Annotated in this window: 11 protein-coding genes; 5 read left to right on the plus strand and 6 right to left on the minus strand. The window is 54.7% G+C overall.

The features are described from left to right. Positions 1-5: 5 nt before the first annotated feature. From hemH to JSQ80_RS18460, 4 genes are read right to left on the minus strand one after another with little or no spacing between them, the layout of a single operon-like run. A complete protein-coding gene (hemH, locus tag JSQ80_RS18445) occupies positions 6-1031 on the minus strand; it encodes a ferrochelatase (protein ID WP_206096249.1) in 1026 nt (341 codons plus the stop codon). Then, on the minus strand, positions 1024-2037 hold the full coding sequence (locus JSQ80_RS18450; protein ID WP_206096250.1) for an ABC transporter substrate-binding protein: 1014 nt from the start codon (positions 2035-2037) through the stop codon (positions 1024-1026). Before JSQ80_RS18450 ends, hemH begins: the two co-directional genes overlap by 8 nt. Positions 2038-2096: 59 nt before the next feature. Continuing rightward, positions 2097-2903, minus strand: a complete 807-nt coding sequence (locus JSQ80_RS18455) for an ABC transporter ATP-binding protein (RefSeq protein ID WP_206096251.1) — start codon at positions 2901-2903, stop codon at positions 2097-2099. After that, a complete protein-coding gene (locus JSQ80_RS18460; protein ID WP_206096252.1) occupies positions 2900-3994 on the minus strand; it encodes a FecCD family ABC transporter permease in 1095 nt (364 codons plus the stop codon). Before JSQ80_RS18460 ends, JSQ80_RS18455 begins: the two co-directional genes overlap by 4 nt. A gap of 253 nt (positions 3995-4247) precedes the next feature. Between JSQ80_RS18460 and JSQ80_RS18465 the strand changes: the two genes are divergently transcribed. Beyond that, positions 4248-4946, plus strand: coding sequence for a class I SAM-dependent methyltransferase (locus JSQ80_RS18465; RefSeq protein ID WP_206096253.1), 699 nt, complete (start codon positions 4248-4250; stop codon positions 4944-4946). A gap of 50 nt (positions 4947-4996) precedes the next feature. Beyond that, positions 4997-5809 carry a glycosyltransferase family 2 protein gene (locus JSQ80_RS18470; protein ID WP_206096254.1) on the plus strand — a complete coding sequence of 271 codons (813 nt, stop codon included), beginning with the start codon at positions 4997-4999 and terminating at the stop codon, positions 5807-5809. A gap of 65 nt (positions 5810-5874) precedes the next feature. On the opposite strand, the gene ilvD is transcribed toward JSQ80_RS18470, so the two are convergent. Continuing rightward, positions 5875-7560: a dihydroxy-acid dehydratase gene (gene ilvD, locus JSQ80_RS18475; RefSeq protein ID WP_087432448.1), complete on the minus strand. Its 1686-nt coding sequence runs from the start codon at positions 7558-7560 to the stop codon at positions 5875-5877. A 247-nt stretch (positions 7561-7807) separates the two neighbouring features. Here ilvD and JSQ80_RS18480 point away from each other — a divergent pair, with 247 nt between their 5' ends. Together JSQ80_RS18480 and JSQ80_RS18485 are read left to right on the plus strand one after the other, a co-directional pair. Continuing rightward, positions 7808-9025, plus strand: a complete 1218-nt coding sequence (locus tag JSQ80_RS18480; protein ID WP_206096255.1) for an amino acid deaminase/aldolase — start codon at positions 7808-7810, stop codon at positions 9023-9025. Continuing rightward, on the plus strand, positions 9022-10329 hold the full coding sequence (locus tag JSQ80_RS18485; protein WP_206096256.1) for a D-arabinono-1,4-lactone oxidase: 1308 nt from the start codon (positions 9022-9024) through the stop codon (positions 10327-10329). The genes JSQ80_RS18480 and JSQ80_RS18485 overlap by 4 nt, the downstream gene beginning before the upstream one ends. Before the next feature lie 84 nt (positions 10330-10413). Here JSQ80_RS18485 and JSQ80_RS18490 read toward each other — a convergent pair whose 3' ends face one another. Continuing rightward, positions 10414-11526: an acyltransferase family protein gene (locus JSQ80_RS18490; protein ID WP_087432450.1), complete on the minus strand. Its 1113-nt coding sequence runs from the start codon at positions 11524-11526 to the stop codon at positions 10414-10416. A gap of 290 nt (positions 11527-11816) precedes the next feature. Here JSQ80_RS18490 and JSQ80_RS18495 point away from each other — a divergent pair, with 290 nt between their 5' ends. Next, positions 11817-12575 carry a YwiC-like family protein gene (locus tag JSQ80_RS18495; RefSeq protein ID WP_240463714.1) on the plus strand — a complete coding sequence of 253 codons (759 nt, stop codon included), beginning with the start codon at positions 11817-11819 and terminating at the stop codon, positions 12573-12575. The last annotated feature ends 84 nt before the right edge of the window (positions 12576-12659 follow it).

Here is a 12659-nt window from a genome sequence, read left to right on the forward strand (position 1 = left end):
CTTGGTCACTGTGAACAATAATCTCCTCTTAGCAAATGAGCAGCGACGATATCGGCCATGAAGCCCATAAAATCATATGCATCATTTGCATATTCCGTCCGTACGAACTGCATGCCGCATTGCTCCGCCACTTGCTTCGCTTCTTCGCCAAGGTCATGATACACTTCGATATTATCCGTCATCGACGTCAATTCGCAGACTACGACCGCTTGACAGCCCTCGGCTGCTGCCTGCTGAATAACATCCTTAATATCAGGACCGAGCCATCGTTGTGGTGCAGGCATGCCGCTCCGGTAGGCCATATCCCAGCGGCCGATCTCTGCTTGCTCCGCAATCAGGCGGGATAAACGGCAATATTGCGCAATAAAGGCTTGATGTGCCGTAGGCAAGCCGGGCTTGCTGTGAACCGTAAATATGACCCGGGCTGTCGCCAAGCTTGCCGAGGGCAGCCATTGATAGGCATCCCGTAAACGGCGGGCCATCAGCTTGATGAAGGCCGGATGCTCCTGCCAGTCCGACACGACGCTAATCTGGAGGGAGGCGCCTGCGGCGGCAATTGCTTTTTTGGCTTCCCGCACATACATTCCCGTGCCAGTCGGCGTGCTGAACGGTGTAAGATGCAGTATAGCCAACTGAGTGATGCCATCATGCGCGGCTTGGCGTACCGCATCGGACACGAACGGCTTCGAATGCTTACAGCCGATATAGACGGGGATCATTGTTCCGCATTTCATGCCGCTTATCTGTGATATGGCCTCCGCTTGCCTCTTGGTCACCGCATATAGCGGATCGCATACCCCAGTCCGCCTGTAGCGCTCGACTCCCTTAATTACCGTGTCCGCTGAAGGCCTATGTCCATAAAGAATATGCTCGTACAGCGCCGGCACATCGTCAATGGACGATGATGCGCCATAAGCTGTCAACAGAACGGCTTGTTGCGGCTGTTCTGTTCCCGTCATTGCAGCTCTTTGTTCCATGGGTGGCTGCGGGGAAGGATCCATTTGACGGGGGCGTGGAAAATGCTCATTCATCGCTCTTCTCGCCTCCCTCCCATAAGTCAGGATGAAGCCATGCTGACATTTCCATCAGTCCGTCCACTGTATAACGGTTAGGTGCCAGCAGATGTTTGGCTTTCATCGTGGTAATACGGCCGTTCTTCACTGCTCTCAGCGCATTCCATGATGGTTGGGATTTCAAATCCGACAGCCACTCTTCTCCCGTGCCGTCCCAATCTCCAAGCACGATATATTCGGGATCGAGGTTAATCAAATCTTCAATCGACGCTTTGGTCGATTTTTTGATTCCAAGGGTATTGGCTGCCGGCTCCGCACCGGCAAGTCGAATCATTTCATCGGCAATGTTGCCCGGACCGATGACATATGGCCCGGTATTCGGGCCGACCGGCGATAATACAAGCACGGTTGGCTTGGTGGTGAGCGTCGCTGTGCGTTTGTACACTTCATTTAATTTCTCTTTTATTTCGTTCCCGATGATGTTGGCCTTCTCGGGCGCCCCTACCGCTTCGCCAATCGTATGGAAATTTGCGATCAGCTCATCAAAAGTCCCCCATTGCTCAAAAGTAACCACCTTAACGCCGGCTTGCCGCAGCAATTGCTCAGCATCGCTCTCGCTATTATGCAGCTTCGTAATAAGCACGATATCCGGGTTGAAGGAGAGGATGCCTTCCGGATCGAGACCAGCGGCTCCGCCAACTTGTCCGGCAACTTGCCGGCCCTTCTCGTGGTTGGAAGCCAAGTAAGGGTTGGCGATGCTTTTTGGCACAGTGACGACCTGTTCGGGCGCGACGAGCTCCAGCACTGCGTCGGCGGTATCCAGAGACACGGAAGCGACTTTCAAGGCTTCTCCCGCTGCAGCTTCTGTCTGGACCGGAGCGGCATCTGGCAGAGCAGGTTCGGATGCGGCCGTGCGCGACTCGCTGGATAAAATGTTAGTTATCAGTGCTGCCGCACCGATGATGATGATGAGTCCAGCCAATAAAAGATAAAGTTTTCGTGTTCTTCGTGTCTTTGCATTCATTCGTTGATTCCTCCAAGTTGCATCTAGTTCGTAAAGTTATAATCGGCAAGCGATTCTTTTTAATCTAAGGCGATGACAGACAATCCTGACGTATCCGGCTCCTTGCGTATGATGGCATGAATCCCATATACGGCATGCAAAGCCGCTGGCGTCAGCACTTCTTCCGGCCGGCCGCTAGCCTGTATGCGTCCATCGCGCAAGAGCAGCAGCCGATCACAGTACCTGGAAGCAAGTGACAAATCGTGCAAGGAAGCGGCCACGGTAAAGCCTTTCCCGGCAAGTTGCCGCAGCAGGGACAGCGTCCGCAGCTGATGGCGGATGTCGAGTGCGGATATTGGCTCATCCAGCAGCAGCAGCCGCGGCTCTTGCGCCAGCGCCTTGGCGATGAACGCCAACTGACGCTGTCCGCCCGAGCAAGCATGGATGTAGCGGCCACGCAGCGCGTCGACTCCGCACTGGCGCATGGCCCATTCCGCGGACTTGATGTCTGCTGCGGATAGGCTGCGGAATAGCGAACGATAGGGGTGACGTCCCATCGCAACGATCTGCTCAAACGTGAAATCGGCCTCGAGCGAGCAGTCTTGCGGGACATAGCCGATAATTCGCGCGCGCTCCTTGGCGGAATAGGCGGAGTACGGGCGTCCCGCGAGCATGAGCCGTCCTTGTTCCGGCTGCAGCAGACCGCACAACATGCGGAGCAAGGTAGACTTGCCGCTGCCGTTCGGACCGATAATGCCGAGAAATGAGCCGGGATGCAGTTGCAACGACACGCCGTTAATAATCGGCCGTCCGCCGATAGAGCAGGTTAACCGCTCGGCTTCCAACAACGCGTCAGGGCTGATGTCCGATCTCCTATCCGTACTCATGGCGAGACCTCCTTTCGTTTGCGCAGCAGCATCATCATGAACAGAGGGGCGCCAATGCAAGCACAGACGACACCGACTTGAAGCGTAATCGGCTGCAGCACCATTCTTGACGCGAGATCGGCAAGGACAAGAAATGATGCTCCGAATATCGCGCTGAACGGAAGCAAATACCGATGATCGGCGCCGGCGATCAAACGGACGAGATGCGGGATGACCAAGCCGACGAAGCCGATAATGCCGCTAACGGATACCGCCGTCCCGGTCAAGAACGATGCCAAGAGAAGGATTGCATAGCGCGATCCTTGCACGGGGACGCCGGATGCTTGCGCATGCTCGTCACCAAGCAGCAGCAAGTTAAGCGTACGGCTGAACATATATAAGAGTGCGCCTGCGATCGCAATCGGAAGGGCAATGATATGTACATGCTCCCAAGTTCTCGCTTCCAGCCCGCCCTGAAGCCAAAATACGATGCTGCGCAGCTGTTGCTCATGGGGCGCGCTGGCGATAATGACGTTGATGACGGCCGACAAGAGCGCATTCATGCCGATGCCGAGCAGGAGCAGCGTCGTCACGTTCGGCTTGCCGCTCGCCCGCCATATGGCGAGGATAAGCACAACTGCACCCAATGCGCCCGCAAAGGCAGCCAGAGGCAGCGCGAGTGGAGAGTGCCGGGCGAAGCCGAATGCAATGCACAATACGGCACCTGCCGCAGCTCCGGATGACACGCCGAGATATCCCGGCTCAACCAGGGGATTGCGGAATACCCCTTGCATGGCCGCACCAGCCATCGACAATCCGGCTCCAACAAATACGCCGGCAAGAACACGGGGCAGGCGGATATCGGTGACAATCGTCAGATTGCGCTCCGAGACATCGGCAGGATCCAGCCAACCTGCTGCATGAAGCATTGCTGCGAATGTATCCGCAAAGGGGATGGAGACAGGACCGATGGAGCAGCCGGCGATGACAGACAACAGCAGCATCAATATCCCTGTGACAGTCAAAGCGGTGATACGCAGCCGATGGGAGGTCATTGTGTGCCGGATGACGGATTCCTGATGTTCTTGAGCCGGCTTCATCGTGAAGTTCATGTTGACCTCCTTCCCAAACCTAAAAAAATTTGATATATGCAAATAAGTTGCACATAGGAAACATTTATTACTATAGCGCAGGCATGAGGAGTCGTCAATGGCTCAATTCGACAGCCCTCGGTGTTTAAGCAACAATAAAGCAGTGAACGAGTGGTTTTTCCGGGTAATGAACCGCCTCTTTTTCCGTTGCTGGATAAATGTTTATACCGATATGCCTTGATGGAATAGAGTGATATATGGAGGTGGAAGCGGGATGCTTGTTTTTTGGGAAAAAGTGATTTTGCCCTTGTTGAATTGGGCCGGAGCAAAAAAAATCGTCGAGATCGGGTCCGAATTCGGCGGGAACACTTACAAGTTGCTCAATTATTGCGGTGCCACAAACGGTCAATTATTTGCCATCGATCCTGCGCCACAATATGATGTGCATGAATACAAGCGGATGTTTCACAAACAATTCCATATGATGATGGATTACAGCTTGGAGATATTGCCGCATCTGAACGGGTACGATTTTGTGCTCATTGACGGAGATCACAATTGGTACACCGTGTTCAACGAATTGAAGATCATTGAAACGATGGCTATGAAGACAGGAAAATTCCCTGTCGTTCTGCTGCACGATACGGAGTGGCCGTATGGGAGAAGGGACATGTACTATTTTCCGGAATCGATACCGCCTGCCTTCACGATTCCGTATGCGCAAAAAGGGATGGAGCATGGCCGTTCCGAATTGTTGGAATCGGGCGGGGTCAACTGGATGCTGAACAATGCGATTTATGAAAATAGGGAACGGAACGGCGTGCTGACCGCGATCGAGGACTTTTTGCAGCATACCCGGCTGCATCTCAGCTTCCATCAGCTTCATTCCCACAATGGGCTTGGAATCATCACGACTAAAAACAGGTATTCCGATGAACAAATCAAGACGATTCTGTCTGCCTCGCAATTATAATAGCGCAGAGCAAACCGGATGATGCGTTCTTATGGAGGTGGGAAGGACTAATGAGTGCGTCTCTATTCGGGATCGTCATTCCTGTCATGAATCAAATGGAAGTGACCAGAGAATGTATCGCTCACATTCGCAGCCATTCCTGCGGGCAGCTGCCGATATTGATTGTTGATAACGGCTCCCGCGCCGAATATATGGATGAGCTTCGCTCGCTTAGTGATTACTATATTCGAAATGAAGAGAATATCGGCGTGATTCCAGCCATGGATCAAGCGTGGCAGGTGCTCGACACCCCTTATATCATGTACCTGCATAACGATTTGTTCATTTTGGAACCGGAGTTTGATGTGCGGGTGAACCGGATACTGACGGAAGTTCCTTTTGTTGGGGTAGCCGGTTTTGGGGGAGCACACTCTGTCAATTGCGTCGGAGTGAGAACTTCATTCACAAGCAACTTGGTTGATGCCGAGAGCCATGGAACGAGACTGCTCGAAGACTACGCTCCTTCGGTCGTGCTGGACGGGATGTGCTTGATCGTAAGAAAAGAGCTGATACAACGGCTCGGCGGCTTAGTCAATCATTTTTCGATCCATCATTATTACGATATGGATATTTGTCTGGAAGCCATTTACCGGGGGTATAAAGTGCTCACGATTGGCGTCCCGATCCATCACCTCGGGAGCCGGACTGCTTCACAGCCTGAATATGCGGCATGGCTCGGCAAGAAAGGGTTGACAGACTGGGACTTGTTCGAAATGAACCGCAATCGGTTCGTGTCAAAGTGGGGGGGCCGGCAATTTGTTGTTGTGGATTCGCAATTCAACTACTGTGACGCACATGGCCCTATCTACATGAAAACAACATAAAGAAGAAAGCCAGTTCCGCACCGCAGCAGAACTGGCTTTCATGTACCGGTGAGGCGCTGCACCGCTTAAATCTTGAGGATACCGCCTTGGCTGGCGTTGGTGACCAGCTTGGAGTAACGAGCCAAGTAACCCGTTTTCACTTTTGGTTCAAAGTCCTTCCAAGTGGAGCGGCGGCGTTCGAGCTCTTCATCGGACACCTGCAGCTCAATTTTGCGATTGTTCAGATCCAATTCGATAATATCTCCGTCTTCCACGAATGCAATCGGTCCGCCTTCGGCCGCTTCCGGGGAGATGTGGCCGATGCTGATGCCGCGGGATGCGCCCGAGAAACGTCCGTCCGTAATGAGACCGACCTTCGCTCCCAAGCCCATGCCGACAATTTGCGAAGTTGGCGCTAACATTTCAGGCATGCCCGGTCCGCCCTTCGGACCCTCGTAACGGATGACGACAACATGGCCCTCCTTCACTTTGCCGTTCGCGATGCCGGCGAGCGCCTCGTCTTGCGAATCGAAGCAGATGGCAGGACCGATGTGACGGCCGCCGACGGATGGATCAACCGCGCCGACCTTCACGATGGCGCCTTCCGGAGCCAAGTTGCCGAACAGGACCGCGAGTCCGCCGCGCTCGCTGTGCGGATGATCAAGCGTGTGAATGACTTCGGCATTCTGAATGTCACAGCCAGCTACATTCTCGCGCAGCGTCTTGCCCGTAACTGTAATGCACTCGCCATGCAGAGCGCCTTCCTTCTTGAACAGCTCGTTCAAGACTGCGCTCACGCCCCCGGCATTGTGCACATCTTCGATGTGATAATCCGACGCCGGAGCGATCTTCGCCAAGTGCGGCACGCGCGCGGCCACCTCGTTAATGCGCTCGATCGGATATTCAAAGCCAGCTTCTCTTGCAATGGCCAGCGTATGCAGAACCGTATTGGTCGAACCGCCCAAAGCCATATCAAGCGCGAAGGCGTTGTCGATCGCCAGCTCGGTGACGATATCGCGCGGCTTAATGTCGTCTTTAATAAGGTTCATCAATTGCTTGGCAGAGCGCTTGACGAATTCGCGGCGTTCCGGTGACACGGCGAGAATGGTTCCATTGCCCGGGAGGGCGATGCCGAGCGCTTCCGCCAAGCAGTTCATCGAGTTCGCCGTGAACATGCCGGAGCAGGAACCGCATGTCGGACAGCCGAATTGTTCCAGCTCCTGCAAGCCTTCTTCATCGAGCTTGCCGGCCTGATAAGCGCCGACCCCTTCAAATACGCTGGATAAGGAGATGGAGCGTCCGGACGAATCTTTGCCGGCCTTCATCGGCCCGCCGCTGACGAATACGGTCGGTATATTGACGCGAAGCGCGCCCATGATCATGCCGGGTGTAATCTTGTCACAGTTCGGGATGCAGACCATGCCGTCGAACCAGTGCGCGGATACGACGGTTTCCAGCGAATCCGCAATAATCTCGCGGCTCGGCAAGGAGTAGCGCATGCCGATGTGTCCCATCGCGATGCCGTCATCGACGCCGATCGTGTTGAACTCGAACGGCACGCCGCCCGCTTCGCGTATCGCTTCCTTAACAAGCTTGCCGAACTCTTGCAAATGAACATGACCCGGAATGATATCGATATAAGAGTTGCACACCGCAATAAACGGCTTGTCGAAATCCTCTTCTTTGACGCCTGCAGCACGCAGCAAGCTGCGGTGAGGCGCACGATCAAAGCCTTTTTTAATCATGTCTGAGCGCATCTTTTTGGCTGTCATAAATGGTGAACCTCCGTCTCTCTTGCTCCCCGTTATGCGGGATGAATGGAATGTTAGCTTGCTTTTTTCAAAGTACGCCAATGGGTATTTCTTAGAGTCTATCATAACTGCTCTGCTTTTTCTACCAACTTTAAACAAGCTTTAGGCCGCATTCCAACAGGGAAAAACCGGAAAATCCAGCATGTTTTTATCGCTGAAAACGTATACATACTACGACATTATTCTCATTCTGTATGGAGGCATGGCGATGATGAAATCACCCCATCCGTATGAGCAATATACAGAACAGTTCGCAGAGCTGCAAGCGCCGCTCGCTTGTCTAAACCTGGATCTGTTGGAGCAAAATGCGCAGGAAGTGCTGAGACGCGCTGGCGCCAAACCGGTGCGCATCGCCACGAAATCGATCCGCTCGCTTGAGGTGCTGCGGTACGTCCTGACGCTGAGTCCAAGGTTTGAAGGGATCATGTGTTATTCGCCATGGGAGGCGGCTGCTCTGGCGCAGGCCGGATTCGCCGATGTTCTCTTGGGATATCCTACGATGGATGCCGCGGCATTGGCGGAAATAGCCAGATTCTCATCGAGAGCGCACTGGACGAATGACATCACTCTGATGGCGGACTGCCTAGAGCAGCTCCAATTGGCTGAGGCGATCGGGCGGGAGAAGGGCGCATGCTTCGCGGTATGTCTCGACATCGACATGTCCTCCTCCTTATACGGCATCCATTTCGGTGTCCGACGTTCGCCGCTCCGCACCGTTGAAGAGACACTGCGGCTGGCGGAGTACGTCCGCCGCTCCCCTTCGTTGACGCTCAGGGGCGTCATGGGTTATGAAGCGCAGATGGCGGGGGTAGCGGATTCCGTACCGGGCGCCGCCATGATGAACGCCTTCGTCCGCCATTTGAAGCGGCGATCGGGCAAGGACATTCAGGCTCGCCGCTCCCGTATCGTGCAGGCGCTATCTGCCGAAGGGCACGAGCTTGCCTTCGTGAATGGCGGCGGCACGGGGAGTCTGGGCTTTACCGCTGCGGATGCCAGCGTAACGGAAGTAACGGCCGGGTCTGCCTTCTTCAACCCTGCTTTGTTCGACCATTATGCAGGCTTGAAGCTGTACCCCGCCGCTTCGTTCGCGCTGCCTGTCGTCCGCGTTCCGAAGCAATGCATCTATACATGCTTCGGAGGCGGATACGTAGCTTCGGGGGCGGCGGGCAAGGATAAATATCCACGACCGATATGGCCGGAAGGCGGAGTGCTGCTCCCGAGCGAAGGAGCAGGCGAGGTGCAGACGCCGGTGAAATATCCGGCAGGGGGCAGCGCCGTATCGCTTCAGAGCGGGGATTGGATATGGTTCAGGCATGCCAAGGCAGGCGAACTATGCGAACGATTCCGGGAGCTGCACGTTGTGCAAGGCGGCGTCAGACTTGGAACGTGGGCAACTTATCGGGGAGAAGGGTGGTGCTTCGGATGAGATCGGCTTCAGAGCGGCTGCGTTGGAGCAACTGGTCGGGAACCGTGCAGTGCGAACCGGAGCGAATATTGCGCCCAGACACGGAAGACCGGGTATCCGAGCTTGTTCAAGCGGCAGCGCGCCTAGGAAAAACAGTGCGCATTATCGGCGCGGGCCATTCGTTCACCCCGCTTGGCGAGACAGCGGAATGGATGGTGCAATTGGACCGGATCCAGGGCATCCGCGAGCTGAACGAAGCGGAGGGCACCGCCACCGTCTACGCGGGCACGAGGCTGAAGGATCTGGGCGATCTGCTCTTTGCGAATGGATGGGCGCAGGAGAATCTGGGCGACATCAACCGTCAAACGATTGGCGGCGCAATCGGCACGGGCACGCACGGTACCGGGGCCGGATACGGCAGCTTGGCGACTCAAGCCGTGCGGTTCAGGACCGTGCTCGGGGATGGAAGCGTCGTGAACGTCGATGCCGGCCGTCCTGATTGGTTCAAAGCAATGCAAGTGTCGCTCGGCGCCTTCGGCATCATTACGGAAGTGACGCTGCGCATTGTGCCCGCCAAGCGCAAGCGCCTGATCAGCTTCCGCACGACGCTCGAGGAGACGCTGGCCCGGCTTGACGAGTGGCGGGTTCAGCACGAGCACTTTGAATTTTTCTGGTTTCCCCATACGGCTGGCACACAGGTGAAGACGATGAATACGACTGCAGTCGAGGCGAGGCCGAACAGGCGCTGGAATGAGTGGAGCAAATATGTGGTGGAGAACGGGCTGTTCTGGGGCATGTCGGAAGCATGCCGTCTCATGCCGTCTTTAAGCAGGCATGTCAGCCGGGCATCCGCGCGCTTCGTGCCCGTGTTCGATGAAGTGGGTTACGGTCACAGGCTTTTCGTCACGCCAAGACATGTGAAGTTTAACGAGATGGAATACAGTGTCCCGGCGGAAGCGATGCGCGGGGCTCTCCTCGACATTCAGCGCGCGGTGCAAAAGCGCCGTTTCGCCGTTCACTTTCCGGTGGAGTGCCGATATGTGCGGGGAGACGATATATGGCTGTCTCCGGCTTATGGCCGCGATTCGGCTTATATTGCGGTGCATATGTATAAAGGGATGCCGTTTCAGGCGTATTTTGAGGAGATGGAGCGTATCTTGCTGCATCACGGCGGCAGGCCGCATTGGGGGAAGTGGCATTCGCTGGCGGCGGAACAATTGCGCCCTCTTTATCCGAAATGGGGCCATGCGATGGCAATCCGCGAGCAATGCGATCCGGCCGGCATCTTGATGAATGGCTACGTCAGGCGGTTATTAGGGGAGTGACTTCGGGGGCGCACAACGAACCGCCCGTCAGCTCAGGAGGGCGGTTCTTATATTACCTATCATGTCTCCATGACGACATGGATTTTATTTTCTTTGCGCTTGCCGGCTCATTCTTGTCATTCCGCGGTGCAGCACGGACCGGCGCGTCCACGCCGCGATTTTGTCCCATTTCGGTTCAATGATTGGATGGCAGCATTCCCGAACCTGAGGCTGCGCCAGCATGATCGCGCCCGCAACCGAAGCGGCAATCAGCAGCGCCGTTTCAAACCCGGCGGAAATATGATTGTAAATCCCGGAATACACGACAAAGCGGATGACGATGCCGTGAATCAAAAAGACGTACAGCGTGCGTTGACCGAGAGCGGTAATGCCGTTGTTCCGCTGGGGCACCCATGCCAGAAAAGCGATGGAGGCGACGAGCTCCAATCCATAAATGCCAAGCCGCAGAACGGATGCCGTCAAGAAGCCGCCCGTCCATCCCAGCTCGCGGAATGTCATGTTGTTCATCAGCCAGACCGGATTAATTCGATTCGCGGTCATGTACAGCGCAACGAGAATTGCTGCGGATAAGGCTGCCGCCAGCAGGCGGAGCGCCGGCGTAATGCGGGCGCGGAACGCATCGAAGTTGAAGGCATAGCCGATGACGAAGAACGGCAAATATACGACGGACCGCGAGATGCCGAGCCATGCGCCTTCCACCGGAAGAAATCCGACGAGCACGCCGAGCATGATCGACAGTATGATCGGATGGCGGACTTGACAGCGAGTGAAGAGCATCATCATAAGCCGCCAGAACATGTGCCCGACAAGGAACCATAGCAATAGATACGGCATAAAGAACGAGTGCGTAATGCCCGGAACCCGGAACAGGAGCACATCGAGCAAGGAATATATCGATTGGAAAATGACATACTGCAGGGCAATCTGCTTCAATACGCGGATACCTGCTTGACCGTTCAGGTTATGACGAGCGAAATAACCGGTCACAAAAACGAACAGAGGCATATGAAACGCATAAATCCACAGAAATAGAGCTTTGATTTCCGGCATGCCGCCAATCAGAGGTTCGATGGCATTGCCGACAAATACGCATACGATTAATAAAAAACGCAAGTTTAATGCAAATGTTTCTCCACTCCCATGCAACGTTGCCAATGCTTTCTCGGGGGCGGTCCGTGTCAACCAGCGCTCCCTCATGGTATAAGTCCCTCCCTACGACATCAACCAATCGGCCTTTCTTTATATGTGAGACGTGATTCAAAAAGTCCGTTTACCTTTGAGCCCGCTCTGTTGGCCGAAATTTCTTATTATTTACAATTTAAAATTATCATAGCTGGTTGGCGTATATTGTGATTAACATCACAAAGACGGAGACGAAAGCGCTGCGCACTTTTGACAGAATTGCGAACGTTGCCCTGACTCCTTAGACACAAGCTCCTTCTTGAAGTAACATATCCGCATAGGGAAATTGAAAGGGGATGCAGAATATGTCTGCCGTGTCTGCTGATAGCCGCAGCCGCCGGCTCCAGCGTGTGCGAGCATATATACCGAATCAGCATGGAGCATGGGCCATGCTGATCGTGCCTTTCGCAATCGGCATGTTGGCGAGCCGGCCCAACATGACGCATGTGTGGCTGTTTGTGGCTTGGCTTGCTGTGTATTGCGGTTCCTTCGCATGCATGCAATGGTTAAAAACGAGGCGGACAACGGTGTACCGGGGTCCTATGCTGGCATACGGAGCAACATTTGCCGTATCGGCCATTGTCGTGGTTGCGCTGCGCCCCGATATTTGGCGGATGGGCGCGGTGATGCTGCCGTTGTTCGCCGTTAACCTGATGTTTGCCAAGCAGAAGAACGAGCGGCATTTGTTGAACGATTTCGTTGCCGTGTTGCAATTTTGCTGGATGCTCGTCATCTCGTTCGAGATCGGCGGCGGCACGGATTGGAGCCTGGCTTGGCGCTTGTTTGCCGCTTGTGTGCTGTACTTTGTCGGGACTGTATTTTACGTGAAGACGATGATACGCGAAAAAGGAAATCCCGTATATTATGCGTTATCGGTCATCGTGCACCTGATTGCGGCTTCTGCCGTTGGACTGTTGTTTCCAGCGTGGATTGCAGTGCCGTTCGCGCTCTTGTTCATCCGCGCGGTGTGGATGCCGAAGCAAGCCGTAACGGTGAAGCAGGTCGGCATTGCGGAGATCGGTTTTAGCGCCGTCACCGCTTGCTCGCTCATTGCGGTTCTCTAAACTGGCAAGGCTGTTCTGCCTGAATTGGGGAGAGCCTTGCCTTTTTATCGATTGACGGTGTGGCAAATATAGGATTATGATTAA

It is taken from the genome of Paenibacillus apiarius (assembly GCF_017052585.1).
In the GTDB taxonomy this organism is placed as follows: domain Bacteria; phylum Bacillota; class Bacilli; order Paenibacillales; family Paenibacillaceae; genus Paenibacillus_B; species Paenibacillus_B apiarius.

Coding starts and splice junctions, on each gene's coding strand:
- JSQ80_RS18495 (WP_240463714.1), top strand. CDS start 11,817: ATGTCTGCCGTGTCTGCTGATAGCCGCAGCCGCCGGCTCCAGCGTGTG.
- JSQ80_RS18455 (WP_206096251.1), bottom strand. CDS start 2,903: ATGAGTACGGATAGGAGATCGGACATCAGCCCTGACGCGTTGTTGGAA.
- JSQ80_RS18485 (WP_206096256.1), top strand. CDS start 9,022: ATGAGATCGGCTTCAGAGCGGCTGCGTTGGAGCAACTGGTCGGGAACC.
- JSQ80_RS18490 (WP_087432450.1), bottom strand. CDS start 11,526: ATGAGGGAGCGCTGGTTGACACGGACCGCCCCCGAGAAAGCATTGGCA.
- JSQ80_RS18480 (WP_206096255.1), top strand. CDS start 7,808: ATGATGAAATCACCCCATCCGTATGAGCAATATACAGAACAGTTCGCA.
- hemH (WP_206096249.1), bottom strand. CDS start 1,031: ATGAATGAGCATTTTCCACGCCCCCGTCAAATGGATCCTTCCCCGCAG.
- JSQ80_RS18460 (WP_206096252.1), bottom strand. CDS start 3,994: ATGAACTTCACGATGAAGCCGGCTCAAGAACATCAGGAATCCGTCATC.
- JSQ80_RS18465 (WP_206096253.1), top strand. CDS start 4,248: ATGCTTGTTTTTTGGGAAAAAGTGATTTTGCCCTTGTTGAATTGGGCC.
- ilvD (WP_087432448.1), bottom strand. CDS start 7,560: ATGACAGCCAAAAAGATGCGCTCAGACATGATTAAAAAAGGCTTTGAT.
- JSQ80_RS18470 (WP_206096254.1), top strand. CDS start 4,997: ATGAGTGCGTCTCTATTCGGGATCGTCATTCCTGTCATGAATCAAATG.
- JSQ80_RS18450 (WP_206096250.1), bottom strand. CDS start 2,037: ATGAATGCAAAGACACGAAGAACACGAAAACTTTATCTTTTATTGGCT.